Genomic DNA, 20,578 nt, shown 5'->3' with positions numbered 1-20,578 from the left:
TCACATCTTTCCCTGAATAGTTTTTCAAACTAGAGGATTAATTCAAAGTGGCTGTCGTCCGCGTCACGGTCAACGCGATCAAGCAGCGTGTTGCCGATGGTCTCCACCAGCCTGGCCGTCCCAAGGTAACCCACCGAAGGGAAGTAGTGCAGGTTGGCACGGTCGGTGATGGGAAAGCCCAGCCTTACCAGAGGGATGTCTTCGGCCCGGGCGATATACTTTCCATGAGTATTGCCTATCAGCAGGTCCACCGGCTCGTTCTTGATCTTCTGGTGCAGCAGAAAGAGGTCGCCGATCATGGCCTCGCAGCCGGGGGCTGTATTTTTGATTTCCGGGATAAACTGCTTATCCGGCGTACCGGTAAGAGCAAACACCGGTTCCATTCCCATATCCACCAACAGGCTGGTTATACCGCACACCATGTCCGGGTCGCCGTAAACCGCCACTTTCTTACCGTGGAAATGGGGGTGGGCGTCCACCATCATATCTACCAGCCGGCCGCGCTCGTCCTCCAGCTCCCTCGGGATGGAAACCCCCATCAGCTTACTCACGTTAAGCACAAATTTATCGGTATTGGAAATACCTATCGGCGTTGGGCCAATCACTGCGGGAATGTCGAACCGGCCCTTCAGAACAATTGCCCCCGAGCCGCCGGCGGTCCTTCCCAAAGCGATGGTGCCCATGGAGTTGGCCGCGTCTTCCAGGTCGCTGATGGTCGTCCCCCCCGGGGGGTAAAGAGCTCCGGAGCCAGGCGCCAGCGGGGCGTCAAAGACATCCGTCGTATCGGGGAAAACTATAGGCTCCACCCCCATCATACCTAAGATCCTTTTGATTTCCCTGATATCGCCCGGCTCAATGAAACCGGGGATGATGTTCAACTTGCCGTTTGGCTCACCCTTTTTGGGAAAGGTCTGGGTGATGGACACGACCATGTTGTCGTAACCGGTGATGTGTGATCCCACGTAGCTGGGTGTGTTCGAAATGACCACTTTAATTTTTGGATCAAAAAAGCTTTGCTTTTTGATACTTTCCATAAAGCTGGACACGTCGTCTCCTATGGTCTCCGAGGAGCAGGTGGTGCTGATGGAGATCACTTCCGGATGGTAGAGGGTGACGACATTTTCAATGGCTTCCCGCAAGTTGCTCAGGCCGCCGAAAACCACCGTGTCCTCGGAAAATGAGGTAGTGGCGGCGATAGGAAGGCTCCCGGTAGTGACGGGCCAGGGTCATGCGCAGGTAGCTTGAACACCCCTGTGAGCCATGGGTCAGGGGCATGCAGTTGCGGATCCCCTTGGATGCAAGGATGGCTCCTATAGGCTGGCAGGTCTTGGCCGGGTTGATTACCAGAGCTTTGCGTTCGACAATTTCTTTCGGTGTATATTTAAGCATCTTTATTCTCCCTCCAGGGCGGAGTAATAAACCTCCAGGTGGGGCTGTTCACTGCCATGTCAATATCTTGAAGAAACTTTTCAAACCCCTTAAAGCCGGCATACGGCCCGGCGTAGTCATATGAGTGCATCTGGCGCGAGGGGATGTGCATCTTCTGAAAAACATACTTATCTTTAATTCCCGAACAGAACAGGTCGATTCCCAGCTCTTTAACCAGGTACTCGCACTCGAAATGGTTGTAATCATCGATTGCGATTTCGCCGTTCTTCATTTCCGGCAGCATTCCTTCATAGTCCATTAGGTTGGGCAATTCTTCCTTCTTTCTTTTGATTTCATCGTCGTCGTATGGCGATATGACCTTCGGGTCGCGCTCCCAGTGGATGTCCTCCAGAATTTTCGACCGTCCGGTGTGCACGATTTCGGGGATAACCATCCTGCCTTCATAGTCATCCCTGTGGGCAAATTCATAGCCCGCCACCACTACCTCCATGCCAACTTTCTCGAACATGTTCCTGAAGTGGTGAGAGCGGGATCCCCCTACCAGGATCATGACTCTCTTGCCGGCCAGCCTCTTCCTGTATTTCTCGATAATGGGATCCAGCCGGGCCGTCTCCCGGGCGATCACCGCTTCCGTCCGCCTGGTCAGCTCCTTGTCGTCAAAGAACCTGGCCATGTCCCGCAGGCACTTCACCAGACCGTCCACTCCCATGTAATTGACTTTCAGCCAGGGCACACCGTACTTCTCCTCCATCATCCGGTTGGTGTAGTTAATGGAGCGGTGGCAGAGCAGGATGCTCAGCTTCGCCCGGTGCGCCTTCGCAATCTCATGGAATGACGCGTCTCCCGTGAAGGAGCTGACGATCCGGTAGCCGACTTCCTCCAGGACCTCCTTGATCATCCAGTAGTCTCCGCCAATGTTGTACTCGCCGAAGACGTTGATGTCGAAAGGACCGGGGTCTTCCAGTTCCTCGGTGCCGACCAGGTGCTCCATCAAGGCGTTGGAGGCCAGGTGGTGCCCTGCCGACTGGCTTACTCCCCGGTAGCCTTCACAACTAACCCCGATTGTTTTTATTTGCAGGTCTTCTTCCGCCTTTTTGCAAACCATCTCGATATCGTCGCCGATCAGGCCCACCGGGCAGGTGGCGTATACTCCGATGCACTCAGGCCTAAATATGGCGTAAGCTTCCCGGATGGCCTGGGCCAGCTTTTTCTCCGCCCCGAAGACGATATCCGTTTCCATCATATTCGTGCTCAGGCAGTAACCGGCGAAATCATCTTCGCCCACACCAGGCCGGGAAAGGTTGCGGCGCGTGCCCCAGGTATAGTACGCGCAGCCCACCGGGCCGTGAGTAAGGTCCAGGATGTCCTTGACCGGCCCGAAGACAACGCCCTTGGTTCCGGCAAAGGCGCAGCCGCGGTTGGTTAATATGCCCGGCACGGCTCTGTCGTTGGCCTCGATTACCTGCTTCTGCTCACCTGAATTCTTTACAACCACATGTCTCTTCCGGTTTATTCCCGCCTTCTTGGGAAAGGCGGCATACATTTCGTCAATGATTCTCCGGCTTTCCTCTACTCCGACGGGTTTTTTTCCCTTATTAGCACCAGTCACGAAATTGCCTCCTTTCCGCGCTCCCCGGTCCTGACGCGGATCGCGTCATCCACCGGGCAGACAAAGATTCTGCCGTCGCCGATATTGCCGGTCCTGTTTATCCTCATCAGCACCGCCACCACCGCCGGCACGAACTCGTCTTCCACCACCACCGAAACCATCCGCTTGGGCAGAAACTTGATTCTTCTGCCATCGGCTTCACTCTCCCTGTGTTCGGACGGGTAGGTAACCTGCAGGCCGCGCTGCTTTCCCCGTCCAAATACCTTGTAGGCCATGAAGGCTGGAAAACCTACAGTTGCCAGAGCGTCCTTGGTGCACTCCATCTTGTTCATCCGGATGATGGCTATGACTTCCTTCACCTTTTCACAGTCCCCTTTCCCCCGTCCTGATGGTGTATGCTTCTTCCACCGGGGTGACAAATATTTTGCCGTCCCCGATATTGCCGGTGCGGGAGCTTTCCTCAATAATTCTAACCGCCTGCTCCACCCGGACGTCTTCCACCACGATCAACAATAACGTCTTGGGCAGGTTGTCATACAGCACACTGCCCACCTTCAGGCCCTTTTGCTTGCCGCGGCCGAAGACATCGATCCTGGTGAGAGCGGTAAAACCACCGGCGTCCAGGGCTTCAGCCACTTCCTCAACTTTTTCCGGTCTGATCACAGCCTTGATCATTTTCATTCCACAATCCCCCATTCGATCATTAATTCTTCCAGCTCGTCGAAATCCAAAGGCTTGGGAATGACAAACATCTTATTGTTGTCAATATTTTTTGCCAGGCTGAAGTAGGCCTGGGCTTGAGTGGAGTCGGGAGCGTACTGGATTACCGTCTGCTTGCGGATTTCCGCCTGCTGGACGATAGTGTCGCGGGGAATGAACTGGATCAACTGGGTGCCCAGCCTCTCAGCAAACGCCTGGAGCAACTCTTCTTCCCGGAGGACACTGCGGGAGTTGCAAATAATCCCGCCCAGCCTGGTGCCGCCGGTCTCCGCGAACTTCTGGATTCCCTTGCAGATATTGTTGGCCGCGTACATGGCCATCATTTCGCCGGAAGCCACGATGTATATTTCCTGCGCCTTACCCTCCCTAATGGGCATGGCAAACCCCCCGCAAACCACATCGCCTAAAACGTCGTAAAAAACGTAGTCCAGGTCGTCAGTGTAAGCGCCCAGATTCTCCAGCAACCCGATGGAAGTGATGATCCCCCGGCCGGCACAGCCGACACCCGGTTCGGGCCCTCCCGACTCAACACACCTGATTCCATTAAAACCAGTTTCCAGTACGTCTTCGAGCTCTACATTTCCTTCCTCACGCAGGGTGTCCAGCACACTGTGCTGCCTTTTTCCCCCCATCAGCATCCTGGTGGAATCAGCCTTGGGGTCGCAACCGATTTGCATGATCTTCTTTCCCAAAACGGACAGCGCCGCCGTCAGGTTTTGTGTGGTGGTAGACTTTCCTATACCGCCTTTACCGTAAATTGCAACCTGTCTCATTAAAATTTCCTCCTATTTTTGGTAATAAAAATGACGCCTGCATCCCCTGCAGGGGGAACAGGCGTCTTCGCCTTACATTTATTAATGTCAATCTGATAAATCAACTTTAGGGCGTCTCTGCCTTAAATGAAACAACCAACAGAAATTTTCTTATATTGCTATTTCTCCCGTTTCACCAGTTCTGATCCGGACGGCATTATCAATCTTGTAGGTAAAGATTTTCCCGTCACCGACCTCGCCGGTACGGGCGTTTTCAATGACAAGTTTAACAATAGCCTCAACGTCCTTATCTGGAACTACCATTTCCATTTTAATTTTCGGGAGCAGGTTGATACTGTATTCAGTACCGCGGTAGACCTCGGTCCTGCCTTTCTGAAGACCGCAGCCGATTACCTGGGTTACAGTCATGCCATGGATACCGAACTGATTTATAGCCTCTTTGACATTTTCCAGTTTACCGGGGCGTAAGATGCATTCGATCTTTGTCAACTTAATACCTCCTCTTTTTTAGGTTTACTGGCAAGGGATCGATATTCCCCAAAGTTAAGCTAACTCATTATAAAGCAGGCTTTACCTCGCTGCTGGTCTTAACAGCAGGTATACTGGCAGATCCGAACGGTGAAGCTGAAAGTACAAAGTCGGTGTACGCGTCCTCTCCGTGCTGTGTAAAATCGAGGCCGGTGTCCTGCTCCTCGTCCGTGGCGCTAAGCTTGATGAAGATACTGATAACCTTCAGGATAACAAAAGTACCTGCTATGGCCATGGCCCAACTGGCCCCGATGGCGATAAACTGCTTGCCGAGCAAGCCGGCGTTACCGTAAAACAACCCGTCGGCGCCCAGTTCATTAACAGTTGTAGTGGCAAAAAGACCGGTGGCAATGGCGCCCCAGGTGCCGCCGATGCCGTGTACTCCGAAAGCGTCCAGCGCGTCGTCGTAACGGAGTTTGGCCTTGACCACGCCTACCGCTATATAACATACCGCGCCGGCAACCAGGCCGATAATGATAGCGGGCAGCGGCTCCACGAAGCCGGAGGCAGGCGTAATGGCTACGAGACCAGCCACAGCGCCTGAAGCAGCGCCGAGTGTTGTCGGTTTGCCGTGGTGAATCCATTCAGCAACTACCCAGGAAAACGCTGCCGCGGCAGTAGCCAGGTGGGTCACTACGAAGGCACTGGCTGCCAGCCCGTTGGCGCCGAGGGCGCTGCCGGCGTTGAAGCCGAACCAGCCAAACCACAGCAAGGCCGCACCGAGCACTGTAAAGGGCAGATTGTGCGGAATCATCGGCTCGTTGCCGAAGCCCTTGCGCTTGCCCAGCACAAGGCAGGCGACCAGACCGGATACACCGGATAAGATATGAACCACGGTACCTCCCGCGAAGTCGAGCGCGCCGAGGTTGCGCAGCCATCCGTCGACTCCCCATACCCAGTGGGCCACGGGGTCATACACAAAGGTGGCCCAGAGCAGTAAAAACGCCATGAAAGCTGGAAAGCGCATCCTTTCAGCAAAGGCTCCGGAAATCAGAGCCGGGGTTATAACCGCGAACATCATCTGGAAGATCATGAACGCCTGGTGGGGAATTGTCGCTGAATAGTCGGGGTTGGGGACAAGCCCTACACTTTTCAGTCCCACCCAGTCCAGGTTGCCGATAATGTGATTAACGTCGGGCCCGAAAGCCAGGCTGTAGCCCCAGAGCGACCACTGCAGGCTGATTAAAACCATAGCGAAAAAACTGTACATAATAGTGCTTAAAACGTTCTTCTTGCGGGCTAAACCGCCGTAGAAAAGAGCCAGTCCGGGCAGGGTCATGAGCATGACCAGGGCGGCTGAAGCCAGAACCCATGCCGTATCGCCTGTGTCAACTGTCGCAGCAGTTTCCACAACCGCCTCGGCTGACTCCTCGGCCCAGGCCAGGGCCGGAACTGTCATTATAAACGCAGTAGCCATTAATATAGTCCGTAAGAGCCGGTTTTTCATTTTCTTAAAACCTCCTTTTCTTATTCCACTGAGAACCACTATTTGAACGCACCCGGCTCAGGTGGCGCCCCCTTCGCCGGCACGTGGTTTTTTGATGGTTCCCTTTATAACAGAAAACGCTCTCCCGAACAGGCTTTACCCTGTCCTTGAGAGCGTCACTGCTCATATGAAATACTGCTTTGGATCCTGAACAAGAAACGCTTTCCAGGAAAATGCCTTTCCTAAAAAGCGTCTTTGCCTTTGATACTGCTTTGTATCAGTTAAATTAAGATTTATTTTGTAATTATAAAAGGATAACCGGACGGTGTCAATAGGTTTTGCAGAATTTTTTTATTTATCTACAACCGCCTGTGTAACTGCATATACCGCACCCGGCGTCTTTAACCCGGCTCCCGTGTGAACTGCGCTTTCTTCCACATCATAGAGCGGGGTGGCTACCAGGCCGGTATAAGCCGGCATACCGTGGTCAGTAAGATCCATTCCTTCAAATTCTTCCGCGGCGGAAACCCTGATCCCCATTGTCCTTTTCAATACTCTGAAGATAATATAAGTTGATGCAAAGGCCAGGACCGAAACTGAGAGAACACCAATGGCCTGTACAGCCAGCAGGTTAGCCCCGCCACCGTAGAGAAGACCGCCCTTCTGGGCGAAAATGCCGACCGCGATCACCCCCCAGGTCCCGTTCACCCCGTGCACGGCGATAGCTCCCACCGGGTCGTCAGCTTTAATCCGGTCAAACACGCCAACAGCCAGAACACAGAATATCCCGGCCAACCCCCCGATGACAACAGCACTGACAGGGTGCACAAACGCGCACCCGGCGGTGATGGCGGCCAAACCGGCCAGTGCTCCGTTCATGGCCATACTGGGATCCGCCTTGCCGAACTTAAACATGGTGAAAAGTATGCCCGCGGTGCCGCCCGCGGCCGCGGCCAGGTTTGTGTTCACGGCAATCCTGGCAATGTTCATATCCAGGCCGGACAGAGAGCTGCCGGGGTTGAAGCCGAACCAGCCGAACCACAGAATAAATGTCCCCAGAAAAGCCAGGTGCATATTGTGCGCCGGCAGCACATTCATCGTGCCATCCTCGTTATATTTACCCGTCCTTGGCCCCAGCACAAACACAGCCGCCAGGGCGCTCCAGCCTCCCACGGCATGCACGACCGCGGAACCGGCAAAATCGAGCATGCCCAGTTTATACAACCAGCCGCCGGCACCCCAGACCCAGTGTCCGGCTATCGGATAAATCACGCCCGCGGCCAGAGCCGTATAAATAATATAAGGACGGAACTTCATCCGCTCCGCCACGGCCCCCGAAACAATGGAAGCCATAGCCATAGCGAAAGCGGCCTGGAAAAGCCAGTAAGCATAGATGGGGACCCTGAGCTGGATATGTTCCAGGTTTCCTTCTATGAAAAACCCGGTAGTGCCGATAAGCCCGCCCCGGTCAAGGCCGTACATGATGCCGAAGCCTATAGCCCAGTAGCTGAGCATACCCACGGTGCTGTCGGTGAATACCTTCATGACAATATTCATGGAGTTCTTCGCGCGAATAAACCCAGCTTCGAGAAAGGCAAAACCGCCTTCCATCAAGAAGACTAATGCGGCGCAGAGCAATACCCATATTGTATCTATGCCTGACGCCAGATCGTTAAAGCCGATTTCCATGATAAGATCCTCCTTATCTGATTTTCTTCTATGAAAATAAAAAAGGCGCAAACCGGCCCGGGTTAAAAACCCGGATCAGGGAGCGCCTTTGCCCTGCAGGAATCGTCTCCTGTTTTTTTAATTAAATCTATATGGCTTCGTTGCCGGATTCACCAGTCCTGATCCTGTAAGCGTTTTCCAGGCTGAAAATAAAAATCTTGCCGTCCCCCACAGCGCCGGTCCTGGCCTCGTCGCTGATGATATCCACCACTTCCTGTACCTGGTGGTCCATTAAAACAATTTCTATTTTCAACTTGGGTATAAGGTTAATGCTGTACTCATGTCCCCTGTAAACACCAACTCTGCCCTTCTGCAGCCCGCAGCCCACAACTTGTGTTACAGTCATCCCCTGTATCCCGTATTTACCAAGAGCGTCCTTTACGTCCTCCAGCTTTTCCGGACGAATAACCGCCTCAATTTTCTTCACTTTTTAAACAACCCCCATGTTGTTCAATATTAATTTTTAAGTAAAAATAAAACCCTTAATTACCACTACATAATGGCATAAGGGCATCATTGACCATTGACACATCTTCGTATCTTATTTCATTATACTCAACAAAGTTTTTCCAGGCAAGCTAAAAAAACAACTTATTTTAAGTCGTATGTCGTAAGCCGTAGGCCGTAGGTAAAAATAGTCGTAAGTCGTAGGTTATAGGACGTAGGCATGCATGAAATCCTTATAAGCCAAAGACTAAAAAGGAATGCAGGATATACCTACGGCTTAAAGCCTACGGCATACGACTAATATAGCCTACGGCTTACGCTTTTTCTCACGTCTCACTTCTCATATCCCACGTCTTCTACTTGTATAATCTGGGGACGCGGTAGCTGATCATACACACCACCTCGTAATTAATGGTGCCTATTTTGGCGGCAACCTCGTCAGCGCTAACTTCCTCATCACCCTGGTGTCCAATAAGAACTGCTTCATCTCCGACCTTCACCCCAGGGATATGTCCCACATCCACCATCACCTGGTCCATGCAGACCCTTCCCACCACCGGCGCTCTCAGGCCGTTGAGAAGCGCTTCGCCCCTGGAAGATAGCAGCCTGCTGTATCCGTCCGCGTAGCCCAGTGGCAGTGTGGCGATAACAGTAGGTTTTTTGGTGGTAAAAGTGCAGCCGTAGCTCACTTTAAAACCCGCAGGCACACTCTTAACATGCGCCACTTTGGCTTTCAGGCTAATAGCCGGGCGAAGTTCAAGCAGGCTATGGTCAACTTCATCTGACGGGTAGAGGCCATATACAATAATACCGGCCCTAACCAGATCGAGGTGGGTCTCCGGCATTTCCATTATAGCCGCGCTGTTGGCGGCGTGCCTCAGCGGTATTTCAAGCCCGTTCCTGCGCAGCTCCGTAATTATTTCCATAAACCTGGCGTACTGTTCCAGGGTATACCTCTTATCCGCCGCATCGGAAGCGGCAAAATGAGTAAAAATACCTTCCACTTCAAGGTGCGGGTTCCGGGCAAGCTCCAGGATTTCTTTCACTGCCCCTGGCCCAACCGCCCAGCCGATACGGCCCATCCCGGTGTCAACCTTGAAATGAATCTTTGCCTTTACTCCTTCGGCAGCTGCGGCTCCGGCCAGCGATAGCGCCATCTCACGTGTGTATACCGCCTGGGACAGCCGGTTGCGCACAACTTCCACGGACTGTTCGGGAGTAATATAACCGAGTATGAGCACAGGGGCCTCGATCCCTGCCTCGCGAAGCTCGGTACCCTCAGCCGTTCTGGCCACTCCCAGCCAGTCCGCGCCGCTGGCCAGGGCTGTACGGCTTACTTCCACAGCGCCGTGGCCGTAGGCGTTGGCTTTAACCACCGCCATAACCTTGGCCGGCGGAGCAGCTTTTCTGCGTATTTCATGTACATTATGGCTGACAGCGGCCAAGTCAATTTCAGCCCAAACCGGAAAAACAGACAAAGAGCAGCACTCCCCTTAATAACAATCATTTACTTATATTCTCACCTCCAGTATTATTTCCTTCATAAAAAACAAAACCCTGAATAAACAGGGTTTGAAGGAAAAACCTTTCGGTATTTATAACAAAAATTTAGTCCTACCGGTGCATGGGTTGATGCCGGCTATCCCATAGTAAAAAGAAATAAACTAGCATATATGTAAATGCCGTTGCCGCGGAAAATACTAAATATTTCACTTGGCAAACCTCCCTTCTTTTTACTCCTTTATTATATTGTATACAATATTTTATAATACGCAATACTATATACGGAATTCATAATATTTTATTTTCAATAATGATAATCATTATCGCTAAGTGTTTAAAAATTTTATTCCCCTCTAGGGGGAATAAAAATATCAACTCAGCTTAATACTTCACTTAGCTCGCAGCATTCCATATTTAAAGATTCTCCCACAGCCCGGCAGGTCAGCTTCCCCTTATAGGTGTTAACACCGCGGGCCAGGGCGCGGTTATTCAGAATGGCATTCAGACAGCCTCGATCGGCCAACTCCAGGGCTAAGGGCAAAGTGGCGTTGGTAAGGGCGAAGGTGGAAGTGCGGGCAACGGCGCCCGGCATATTGGCCACGGCGTAATGGACAACACCATGTTTCTCATAGATGGGATTGCTGTGCGTGGTAACCCGGTCGATTGTTTCTATGGAGCCGCCCTGGTCGATAGCCACGTCCACAATTACTGAGCCCGGTTTCATCTGCTTTACCATTTCCTCGGTGACCAGCTTCGGCGCCCTTGCCCCAACGATCAGTACCGCGCCTATCAACAGATCCGCGTAACGGACCGACTGCTCGATATTATAATGGTTGGAAACCAGTGTGATCAGCCTTCCGCCGTAAAGATCGTCCAGGTAACGCAGCCTCTCGGGGCTGCGGTCGATAACCGTCACCTGGGCGCCCATGCCCGCCGCCACTTTAACAGCGCTGGCCCCGACTGTGCCGGCGCCGATAATAACCACATCCGCCGCAGGCACGCCGGGTATGCCGCCCAGCAGGATCCCTCTCCCCCCGCTTGGCTTTTCAAGGAAATGGGCGCCGATCTGCACTGACATTTTGCCGGCGACCTCGCTCATTGGTATCAACAGGGGCAGCGAACCGTTGTCCAATTGAATGGTTTCATAGGCTATGCCGATAACTTTCCGCTCAAGCAGAGCCTTGGTAAGCTCGGGCGCACTGGCCAGGTGCAGGTAGGTGAACAGGATCTGTCCCTCGCGCAGCAGGGGGTACTCCTGAGGCAGGGGTTCTTTTACTTTCATGATCATCTCAGCCCGTTCAAATATCTCTGACGGCGCCTCAGCTATTTTCGCCCCCACAGATGTATAGGCTTCATCGCTGATTCCGCTGCCCAGCCCCGCGCCTGCTTCCACGATTACTTCATGGCCCGCTCCGGTTAAAGTGAGCACCCCCGCCGGAGTGACCGCTACCCGGTCTTCATTGGACTTAATTTCCTTGGGCACACCAATGATCATATTAATCCCTCCGATACGATTTACAGGATGTTATATATACTTACCTACTTATTACTTTTTTACCAAAAAGTTAAGCTAAGTGCATAATAATATTTTAAAATCCTGTTAATCCATCAAAAACCCGTTAATCCTGTCAATTTGTTTTCCATATTTTTTATTACTGCTTTTGCACCAGTTCCCGGGTGGCAGCCGGAAGCGCGGACATAATATCTCCAGCGACTAAACCCATCATGCCCTTCTCCCCGGCGGCCAGATCCCCAGCCAGCCCGTGGATATAAGCACCGGCGGCAGCCGCCCGGGCTGTTTCCATACCCTGAGCTATCAGTGCGGCCACCACGCCGGTCAGCACATCGCCGCTGCCGGCGGTCGCCATGCCGGGGTTGCCGGTCGGGTTAATGAAAATCGCCCCGTCCGGCGCCGCGATAACAGTCCGCGCGCCTTTTAAAAGGGCGGTTACACCCCACTTCTCAGACGCCTGCACAGCCGCGGCTATTCTGTCCTTCTGAATCTCCTTTGGAGATACTCCCAGCAGCCTGCCCATCTCACCGGGATGAGGGGTGATTACCACCGGAGCCTGCACCTTTCTTAAAATATCGCCCGAACCGGCCAGTGCATTAAGGGCGTCAGCGTCTAAAACACAGGGTATTCTGACATGTGGAAGCAGTTCTCTCACCAGGGTGACCACCTCGCCTGCCTGTGACAGGCCGGGGCCTATTGCCAGCACGTCAGTGTTTTCCAGTAAAGACAGGATACGCTGGCGCGCTCCCCTGCTCAAACTGCCTTTCCCCGTATCGGGCAGCGGAGACGTCATCACCTCGGTGAGTTTTTCCTCCATAATCTCATGGAGTGTTTCGGGGACCGCCACTGTGACCAGGCCCGCGCCTGCCCTCAAAGCAGACTCCCCGGTCAGGCAGGCGGCCCCGGTCATCCCCCTGGACCCGGCGACCACCAGCACCCTGCCGAAGTCTCCCTTGTGGGCCAGGCTGGGGCGGGAGGGCAGCCATTCACGCACCAGTTCCGCCGTTGTTATGAACCTTGGCGGCGCTATTTTTTCCACAAGGACCGCCGGTATAGATATATCCGCGACAGTAAGTTTTCCAGTGAAATCGGCGCCTGGCTCAAGCATCAAGCCAAGCTTGGGCAAACCGAAAGTGACTGTGTAGTCCGCCCTGATGCAAACGCCGTTGACCCTGCCGGTGTCTGCTTCCAGCCCTGAAGGGATATCGACGGCTAATACCGGTTTGCCGCTCCCGTTCAGCAGCTCGATAACCCGTCCCACCTTTTCCGCGATAGCGCCTTTGAAACCAGTCCCGTAAATGGCATCCACAATCAAGTCTGTATTCATCAAAACCAACTTAACGATATTGATCCCGTCGCCGTGGTGCAGGGAAAAAACTTTCTGTTCCATCTTCCGCCAAATATCAAGGTTTACAGCCGCATCCCCGCTGATCTCCTCCAGGTTGACCATTGATAATACTTTTACTTCCGCGCCCATGTTCAGCAGGTGGCGCGCCATAACCAAGCCGTCCCCGCCGTTGTTGCCTTTACCGATAAAAATTGTAACTACCTTGCCCCGCACCTCGCCCAGCACGTCCCGGACCAATTGAACAGCCTGATGCCCGGCGTTTTCCATTAAGACCAGGCCTGAAATCCCGTACTCTTCTATCGCCGCCTTGTCCAGCGCCCTCATTTCTCCCGCTGTTACAACCCGCAAGTTTTTAAACCTCCTTGTCCATGAGTCGTCTCATGGATGTTAATCCAAAGCGTGAATATTCCTTTAAAAAAGTTACAAGTATTTTTCTCCAATAAATCAAAAAAACCTGCAGCCAGAGCTTTTAGGCCCGGCGGCAGGTCAGGTACACAGATCTCACGAGGCGGAGAAATTAAAACCCCAAAATTCTCCTTAATTTTTTGGCCTGTGCCCGGCTAACCGGTACTTCACTGCGCTCCTTGTCTTCGACAATAAGGTTATAGGTGCCATTGAAAAACGGCACGATTTCTTTTACTTTATTGAGGTTTACCAGGTAGCAGCGGTGTGTCCGGAAAAAAACCTGGGGATTGAGACGTGATTCCAGTTCTTTCAGGGTGAAACGTGTAAACAGTTTTTCGTTGAAAGTTTTTAAATAAATATTGTCCTGCTCGGTATAAGCGTAAAAAATATCAGACTCGCTGACAAGGATTGTCTTGCCCTGAATTTCAGCGGGTATCCGGTCAATTTTTATTAATTCCTTGTCCTTATGTTCAGACTTGAGTCCGCCGTTGCGCGCAGCCGGGCCTTCAGGAGAGTGTAACAACTCTTCGGATACAGCTTTAGATTCCCGTGTCAGCTTCGTTACTTTATCAATCGCTTTTTTTAAGCGTTTTGGCTCAATCGGTTTTAAAATATAGTCTATGGCGTTTACATCAAAAGCAGAGAGGGCAAATTCATCGAAAGCGGTGACAAATATAATATAAGGCCGGTTGGGCAACTCCTGGATGGCGGCCCCCAATTCAAGGCCGTTCATACCGGGCATGGAAATATCCAGGAACAGCACTTGATAATCAAGTGCTTTAATCAAGGCCAGGGCCTCCATGGCGTTGGTAGCCTCACCCACGATCTCGATATTGTCGAAGTTGCCCAGCGCATATCTCAATTCTTGCCTGGCCGGATATTCATCATCGATAATCAATGCCTTGAGTTTCAATGGGATACCCCCTTTCTTCGAGAGAGTCTTCATGCAGGGGAACCCTGACGTATACACCTGTGCCATTGCCTTCCTCGCTCTCAATGCGCAGCCCGTAGTCCTCGCCAAAAAGACTCTTTAAACGCTCATTCACATTACTCAAACCTACACCATTACCGGAGCCAAAACCGGGTAAAAGAACCTTGGGCATGATTTCACTGCTGATGCCGACACCGTCATCCCTGATCTCAAAAATCATTTCCCCGTCAACCCGCCTGGCAGAAATAAAAACTGTGCCTGGCCCCATTTTGGGCTGAATACCGTGCTTAATAGCATTTTCCACCAGCGGCTGCAGTGTCAGCACAGGCACCTGGCAATCGATCAAAGTCGGGTCAATGTCCCTCTGGATCCTTAGTTTTTCTCTGAAGCGGGCTTTTTCAAGAATCAGGTAAGTGTTGACATATTCAATTTCTTCCCTCAATGTGTTAAAATGCCCGTGCCTTTTCAGAGTTTGGCGGAAAAAAGAAGCCAGCCTGATTAAGAGTCGGCGGGATGTTTCAGGGTTGGTCCTGGTATAGGTGATAATAGTATTTAAGGTGTTGAACAAAAAGTGAGGGTTGATTTGAGCATGCAGGGCGTCGAGCTCGGCCTTGGTTACCAGTTGGGCCTGCCGGTCCAGTTCCGCCAGTTCCATTTGCAGCCCCAACAGCTGAGCTACAGCGGTGGCAAGTTTTACCACAGAAGGCTGCAGGTCGCCCTGACTGGTCTGGTAAAGCTTGACCGAGCCGGCAACTTCTCCCTTGCATTTAAGGGGGGCAATAACCGCTGACTGCAGCGTGCAGTTTTTATCCGGGCAGTTAAGCCCTTTTTTGTCTTTGATGATGATCAGCTCACCGGTTTCCAGCGCGTGTTTGGTGGCGTCAGTGATTATCGGCCCTCCCGCCAGGTGGTGGTCAGAGCATTCTCCAATGTAAGCCAGCACCGTTTCCCGGTCTGTCACAGCCACAGCTGATACATCACTCAGCTTCAGGATGATCTCAGCGGTCTTATAAGCTGTTTCTTTGTTCAGACCACGCCTTAAATAAGGCAGGGTCTCATTGGCGATTTGCAGGGTCGGGTCCAGAGGATGTTCATCCAGCTTAATTCTGATGAATTTGTTCTTCTGAATATAGTCCACAAGGAGGTAGGTGCCAATAACGCCGGCAATGATCATCAGAACAAGAGCCTGCCAGAGCACCGGGTTGAGCAGCGCCACCAGGACAAAAACAAACAACTGGATCAGACCCCAGCGCAAGAATACATTGGTAATAAAATTCATATCCCTACTCCATTCAAAACATATTGCCAAAACATTTTTCTTGTTTTCATAATACTATTTTAATTTAGAAATCTCAATTAGTTTCCCGCTAGGATTTAGTTTTCATATTTTCAAAATAGTGGGTGATACCCCCGGCATTGAGCCTTAAGTCCAACTCCAGGAATTTTACGGCGGGATGACCCCTGTCAAACGTCATATGCCTGCCTATTTCACGCATAACCAGTTCCCATAAAGCTGTTTCAATTTCCTCGTCTCTTCCTCCCGAGTCGAAAACCTGGCGGCCAATGGACTCGAAAACGGAAATCAGTTCCTTAATACGTTTGAGGATGGCAACAGCCCCCGCGGCCTTGCCGAAATGAGTAAAATAAATATAGTCAGGCTCCAAGCCACAGATGCGGTCTAAAGTTTCCACCGCCGCCGCCGGGTCAAACTCCGGCGGCGGGGCGGACGGCAAAGTGAAATCAAAGCCAAGCAAATCACTTAAGGCAAGGAAACGCAGCCCCAGGGCGTCACCGCTGAATATACCCCGGCTGAACGGGTCGTGCACTACAAAGTGATGCCGGGCATGGCCGGGTGTAAAATAAAAGGTAAGCAGCCTACCCCCGCCCAGGTCCAGTGTCTCTCCGTCCGCAGGCGTGTACACCCTTTCTGGTGGAACCGGCAGCACCTCACCAAACAAACGGTCAAAGCTTGCGCCATAGACAGCTCTGGCGCCGGCGGCAAGCCTGGACGGGTCGATCAGGTGCCTGGCCCCCCTGGGGTGCACATAGACCTTGGCCCGCGCCAGGTGCTGCGCCAGTGTCCCGGCGCCTCCCGCGTGATCCAGGTGGATGTGAGTGACTATAATGCAATCTACTTTTTCCGGCGGTACTGCCAGGCTTTTCAAGGCGTCCGTGATATGAGCCACTCCCGGAGCCGGACCTGTTTCAACCAGCGCCACCCTGTCTGACAGGATCAGATAGCCATTGGTCCTGCCGGGCTCCTGGTCGTACAGGTCAATCTGGTAGATGCCATTACCCAAGTCAACAGGTTCCGACAATTTAACAAACCTCCCGTAGGATTTAACCTGGGGCGTGTAAATCTTGTTATATAATAAACTAATTAGATCAATTTCTTTAAGACTAGAATATCTAAAAAGTTTGAAGATTGCAACAAAAACTGTAGTTCCCGTCCCTTTTAGGTTTTATTGTCGCATGACAAGACTGCTGCAAAAAGTCACTGGTTTTAACTGTCCAATCAAAAATAATTATTAAAAAAAGCCTATGGTCTACGAACCTGGATGCCCCTTACTTCAGTGAGGGGAGGAAGTCACAAAGGCGCCTTTCATTCAACATATACCTGTATGTTGCCGTTCTCTGTACTGAGCCTGGCACTGCCCATGCCGCCGCCCAGTTTTATAGTCTGGCTTCTAAACTGGGCTGTCCCAGGATCGTAATTATTGTTCATACCTGAAATACTCCCGTTTCTTGTCCTGGCTTCGATGGAAAGGTCGGAATTACCCGGCAGCCCGAAATCCAAAGACCCGTGGCTGCTGCTTAAAACATAGCTTTTTGTCAGCGGCAAGTTTGAGGAAAGCTCTATGTCGCCATTTTGGGTCCTGGCCTGGACGTCTCCACCGGGATCCTCCACCAGGATCTGGCCGTTCCTTGCATTGGCCGTAACACTGCCTGTAACTTTACTTACAGTGACCCGGCCGTTATCAGTGTTCACCTCTAAGCTGCCGTTTAAACCAAACACATTAACCTCACCGTTGTCCGTCCTGACCTTCATTTTCCCTGTCAGGCCACTAATCTCAACGATCCCGTTGCCGCAGTCCACCTCTGTGAACAGACCGGCAGGGATTTCCACAGTAATATTTACACGTGTGTTGTGTCTTTCTGAAGATCCCTCATAGCTATTATAAATCCTGGTGACGCTTTACCCCAAAAACAACAGGCGCCGGTTTAAAGGCGCCTTAGTGAACGGGGGCAATTTCACATCAATTATTTTGCGGCCTTGCCGGTTATTTCCTGCCAGGCGGCCTCAAACTCGCGCAGCACCTGGTCGCTGAAAAGGACAAAACGGACCTCTGCAAAACCGGGCTGGCCGCTTACAAAATCTTTTACTTCACGCAGGGCGATCCTGGCCGCCCGGTCTACCGGGAAATGGTATATGCCGGTGCTGACCGAAGGGAAGGAAATTGAGCGGAGCCCCCGCTCCCTGGCCAGGGAGAGGCAGCTGTGGTAGGCGCTGCGCAGAGTTTCATCCTCGCCTTTGCCGCCGCCTGCCCATACCGGGCCTACTGTATGTATGACATAGCGCGCCTTGAGGCGGCCTCCCGTAGTAATGACCGCCTGTCCCGGGGGCAGCATGCCCTGCCTGGCGCGGATCTCCTTGCACTCGGCCAGGATCTGGGGGCCACCGGCGCGGTGTATGGCGCCGTCCACACCTCCCCCGCCCATCAGCCCGGAGTTGGCTGCATTTACAATAGCCTCGGTTTCCTGTACGGTAATATCCCCTTTAATCATTCTTATCAGTGTTTGCCCAAGCTGTGTTTCCATAAACAAAAACCTCCCTGTATCTTTTGGGCTTGTAGATTATCACAATACCCTTTTATTGTAACTTTACCAGCCTTTTTAGAAATGTAAATAACAAATTCCCAGATACAGTTCCCAGCCTAAAATGACCTAATAGGAAACAGCTCATAAGGAGAAAATATCAATATAATGAAAGAGGAGGTATAAAGAATTGGTAAATTGTCCGTATACCAACAAAAGAAACAACAATGCTTTAAACGAAATCAGCTCAGAACTGGCGTGCGAATTTGATTTCATCTGCGATGAAATGCATAACTGTGTCAATAAGCAGGCAGGGATGGCAACGGAAGAACATAAAAAGAAAGGAGCACTTGGCTCCAGGGCTGCTGATTAAAAAAGTTTTTCAATTGAAACACTCGTCCAAACACCAGGCATTCAAGCAAACGAATGTCTATCCTGGCCAGAAGGTTTACTCTGCCTTTTTTGAATACCCGTAATATCCCAATTTTTTTGTAACCAGCCTGTATTCACCGGAGCAATAACCGTAAGGTTCAATTATTTCAAAATCCGGCCGGCCTTTCTCATCCAAAACGTCCTTATTATAGTGAACCGCCAGCACATCTGCTATAAAAATATCGTGGCTGCCAAGAGGAATGTTTTGCCTGACCCGGCACTCGACATTTACGGGACATTCTGCGATCAAAGGAGCTCTAACATGCGCTGCTGGCAGGGGGGTCAGGCCGGTTTCCTTAAATTTGTCCACATCCCTGCCGGAAACCATGCCGCAGTAATCAACAACCCTGGCCTGACCGGCTGAAGGTATATTTATTACAAATTCCCCCGACTCCTTGATCAGCTGGTAAGAATACCTGCCCACAGGGCGGACGCCAATGTACACAATCGGGGGTTCAGAACACATGATCCCTGTCCAGGCGATAGTGACAATATCCGGATCGCCCCCTTCAAGGCAGGCCGTCACAAGCACGGTGGGGACAGGAAAAAGTCCTGTGGAAGGTCCTTTAGTAACTTTATTAATGTCAACCAACTCCCTTTTTTCTCTCTTTAAAAATTATTATATACCAAAAACTGCAAAACTAGCCTTATAACTTTTTTGCATTAAAGTCACGTAAAAACCCCTGCCTTCAGTCGACAGGGGCTAATTGTAACTATAAAGGGCTTACTCCATTTAATACTTTATTCATATTGCGCACAGCGCACATCTTACCGCACATGGTACAGGTATCTTCGTTCTCCGGCCTGGATTCATCTCTGTAACGGACAGCCTTCTCCGGATCCAGCGCTAATTCGAACATCCCAGGCCAGTCCAGGTTGCGCCTGGCTTCACTCATTTTGTCATCCCACTGCCGCGCACCCGGCACTCCCTTGGCGATATCGGCGGCGTGGGCCGCGATGCGCGAGGCAATAATACCCTCTTTCATATCCTCCAGATTGGGCAGACGAAGATGTTCCGCCGGGGTGACATAACAGAGGAAGTCGGCTCCGTTGGCAGCGGCAATGGCGCCGCCGATGGCGCTGGTGATATGATCATATCCGGGAGCAATATCAGTTACCAGCGGACCTAAAACATAAAAAGGCGCTCCGTGGCACAACTTCTTCTCTATTATCATGTTTGGCACTATCTCATTTAAAGCCATATGTCCCGGTCCCTCGATCATCACCTGTACACCCTTTTCCCAGGCCCGTTTTGTCAACTCACCTAAAATAATCAGTTCCTGAATTTGAGATGCGTCGGTGGCATCCTTGATACTGCCCGGCCGGCAGGCGTCGCCCAGACTAATAGTTACGTCATACTTTCTGCACAGATTAAGAAGTTCGTCATAATACTCATAAAACGGGTTCTCCCGGTTGTTTAGTTCCATCCAGGTAAACAGCAGGGCGCCACCCCTGGAGACGATGTTGGTAAGACGCGGGTTTTTCCTGAACCTGGCGGCGGTCTCCCGGTTTATCCCGGCGTGGACGGTCATAAAGTCGACTCCATCAAGAGCGTGCTTTTCTACTACTCCCAGAAACTCCTCTGCTGTTATTTTTTCCAGTTCTTTATCATAGAAACCCACGGCGTCATAGACCGGCACAGTACCAATGGCAGCCGGGGATATTTCTACCAGCCTGCGCCTGAATTCCTCGGTTTTCCCATAACAACTTAGGTCCATGATGGCGTCAGCCTTCAACTTTATAGCGCATCGCACCTTTTCCAACTCTGCTTCGATATTACAACAATCCTTGGAAACCCCCAGATTTACGTTGATCTTGGTCTTAAGGCCTTCTCCAATACCGCACGGTTCCAGAGAGATATGGTTTTTATTGGCTGGAATGACAACTTTCCCTTCTGCCACCAGTTTACGCAGCTTCTCAACGTCAACCAGTTCCTTGCGGGCCACCGCCTCCATTTCGTCGGTAATAATCCCTCGCCGGGCGGCATCCATTTGGGTCATGTAATCCACA

General features: G+C 51.7%; 19 protein-coding genes and 1 pseudogene. 1 reads left to right on the top strand and 19 read right to left on the bottom strand.

Annotated elements, in window-relative coordinates:
- Nucleotides 1-29: 29 nt before the first annotated feature.
- The 17 genes and pseudogenes from nifK to Pmgp_RS11555 form a co-directional block, all read right to left on the bottom strand.
- Nucleotides 30-1,389 (bottom strand): annotated as a pseudogene (nifK, locus tag Pmgp_RS11635) (nitrogenase molybdenum-iron protein subunit beta).
- Nucleotides 1,382-2,998 carry a nitrogenase molybdenum-iron protein alpha chain gene (gene nifD / locus Pmgp_RS11630; protein WP_345789145.1) on the bottom strand — a complete coding sequence of 539 codons (1,617 nt, stop codon included), beginning with the start codon at nt 2,996-2,998 and terminating at the stop codon, nt 1,382-1,384. The pseudogene nifK and the gene nifD overlap by 8 nt, the downstream one beginning before the upstream one ends.
- Nucleotides 2,995-3,357, bottom strand: coding sequence for a P-II family nitrogen regulator (locus tag Pmgp_RS11625; RefSeq protein ID WP_134214153.1), 363 nt, complete (start codon nt 3,355-3,357; stop codon nt 2,995-2,997). The genes nifD and Pmgp_RS11625 overlap by 4 nt, the downstream gene beginning before the upstream one ends.
- Before the next feature lie 4 nt (nt 3,358-3,361).
- Nucleotides 3,362-3,679: a P-II family nitrogen regulator gene (locus Pmgp_RS11620; protein ID WP_134214152.1), complete on the bottom strand. Its 318-nt coding sequence runs from the start codon at nt 3,677-3,679 to the stop codon at nt 3,362-3,364.
- Nucleotides 3,676-4,491, bottom strand: a complete 816-nt coding sequence (gene cfbC, locus Pmgp_RS11615; protein WP_134214151.1) for a Ni-sirohydrochlorin a,c-diamide reductive cyclase ATP-dependent reductase subunit — start codon at nt 4,489-4,491, stop codon at nt 3,676-3,678. Before cfbC ends, Pmgp_RS11620 begins: the two co-directional genes overlap by 4 nt.
- 150 nt (nt 4,492-4,641) lie before the next feature.
- Complete coding sequence (locus Pmgp_RS11610; protein WP_134214150.1) at nt 4,642-4,980, bottom strand: P-II family nitrogen regulator; 339 nt, start codon at nt 4,978-4,980, stop codon at nt 4,642-4,644.
- A 67-nt stretch (nt 4,981-5,047) separates the two neighbouring features.
- Nucleotides 5,048-6,466: an ammonium transporter gene (locus Pmgp_RS11605; RefSeq protein ID WP_134214149.1), complete on the bottom strand. Its 1,419-nt coding sequence runs from the start codon at nt 6,464-6,466 to the stop codon at nt 5,048-5,050.
- A gap of 330 nt (nt 6,467-6,796) precedes the next feature.
- Entirely contained in the window at nt 6,797-8,134 is a 1,338-nt protein-coding gene (locus tag Pmgp_RS11600) for an ammonium transporter (RefSeq protein ID WP_134214148.1), read from the bottom strand.
- Between the two features lie 127 nt (nt 8,135-8,261).
- Complete coding sequence (locus Pmgp_RS11595) at nt 8,262-8,600, bottom strand: P-II family nitrogen regulator (RefSeq protein WP_134214147.1); 339 nt, start codon at nt 8,598-8,600, stop codon at nt 8,262-8,264.
- 376 nt (nt 8,601-8,976) lie between these two features.
- The gene (gene alr / locus Pmgp_RS11590; RefSeq protein WP_134214146.1) at nt 8,977-10,098 is read right to left on the bottom strand and encodes an alanine racemase; all 1,122 of its coding nucleotides are present in this window, start codon (nt 10,096-10,098) and stop codon (nt 8,977-8,979) included.
- 401 nt (nt 10,099-10,499) lie between these two features.
- Complete coding sequence (ald, locus tag Pmgp_RS11585) at nt 10,500-11,618, bottom strand: alanine dehydrogenase (RefSeq protein ID WP_134214145.1); 1,119 nt, start codon at nt 11,616-11,618, stop codon at nt 10,500-10,502.
- Between the two features lie 157 nt (nt 11,619-11,775).
- Nucleotides 11,776-13,332 carry an NAD(P)H-hydrate dehydratase gene (locus Pmgp_RS11580; RefSeq protein ID WP_134214144.1) on the bottom strand — a complete coding sequence of 519 codons (1,557 nt, stop codon included), beginning with the start codon at nt 13,330-13,332 and terminating at the stop codon, nt 11,776-11,778.
- Between the two features lie 169 nt (nt 13,333-13,501).
- On the bottom strand, nt 13,502-14,302 hold the full coding sequence (locus Pmgp_RS11575; protein ID WP_134214143.1) for a LytR/AlgR family response regulator transcription factor: 801 nt from the start codon (nt 14,300-14,302) through the stop codon (nt 13,502-13,504).
- A complete protein-coding gene (locus Pmgp_RS11570) occupies nt 14,274-15,599 on the bottom strand; it encodes a histidine kinase (protein WP_134214142.1) in 1,326 nt (441 codons plus the stop codon). The genes Pmgp_RS11575 and Pmgp_RS11570 overlap by 29 nt, the downstream gene beginning before the upstream one ends.
- Nucleotides 15,600-15,687: 88 nt before the next feature.
- Nucleotides 15,688-16,638 carry an MBL fold metallo-hydrolase gene (locus Pmgp_RS11565; protein ID WP_192902910.1) on the bottom strand — a complete coding sequence of 317 codons (951 nt, stop codon included), beginning with the start codon at nt 16,636-16,638 and terminating at the stop codon, nt 15,688-15,690.
- 284 nt (nt 16,639-16,922) lie between these two features.
- Nucleotides 16,923-17,447 (bottom strand): DUF4097 family beta strand repeat-containing protein, encoded by a 525-nt coding sequence (locus tag Pmgp_RS11560; protein WP_134214140.1) that lies wholly within the window; start codon nt 17,445-17,447, stop codon nt 16,923-16,925.
- Between the two features lie 134 nt (nt 17,448-17,581).
- Nucleotides 17,582-18,139, bottom strand: a complete 558-nt coding sequence (locus Pmgp_RS11555; RefSeq protein ID WP_134214139.1) for an O-acetyl-ADP-ribose deacetylase — start codon at nt 18,137-18,139, stop codon at nt 17,582-17,584.
- 187 nt (nt 18,140-18,326) lie between these two features.
- On the opposite strand from Pmgp_RS11555, the gene Pmgp_RS11550 reads away from it, so the two are divergent.
- Nucleotides 18,327-18,509 carry a hypothetical protein gene (locus tag Pmgp_RS11550; RefSeq protein WP_134214138.1) on the top strand — a complete coding sequence of 61 codons (183 nt, stop codon included), beginning with the start codon at nt 18,327-18,329 and terminating at the stop codon, nt 18,507-18,509.
- 75 nt (nt 18,510-18,584) lie between these two features.
- Here Pmgp_RS11550 and Pmgp_RS11545 read toward each other — a convergent pair whose 3' ends face one another.
- Together Pmgp_RS11545 and thiC are read right to left on the bottom strand one after the other, a co-directional pair.
- Entirely contained in the window at nt 18,585-19,160 is a 576-nt protein-coding gene (locus tag Pmgp_RS11545) for a flavin reductase family protein (RefSeq protein WP_345789144.1), read from the bottom strand.
- Between the two features lie 121 nt (nt 19,161-19,281).
- Nucleotides 19,282-20,577: a phosphomethylpyrimidine synthase ThiC gene (gene thiC / locus Pmgp_RS11540; RefSeq protein WP_134214137.1), complete on the bottom strand. Its 1,296-nt coding sequence runs from the start codon at nt 20,575-20,577 to the stop codon at nt 19,282-19,284.
- Nucleotide 20,578: the final 1 nt, after the last annotated feature.

Source organism: Pelotomaculum propionicicum (assembly GCF_004369225.1).
GTDB classification, from domain to species: domain Bacteria; phylum Bacillota; class Desulfotomaculia; order Desulfotomaculales; family Pelotomaculaceae; genus Pelotomaculum_B; species Pelotomaculum_B propionicicum.
The sequence above is the reverse complement of the archived record's forward strand: the minus strand, read 5'-3'. Positions and strand labels throughout refer to the sequence as shown.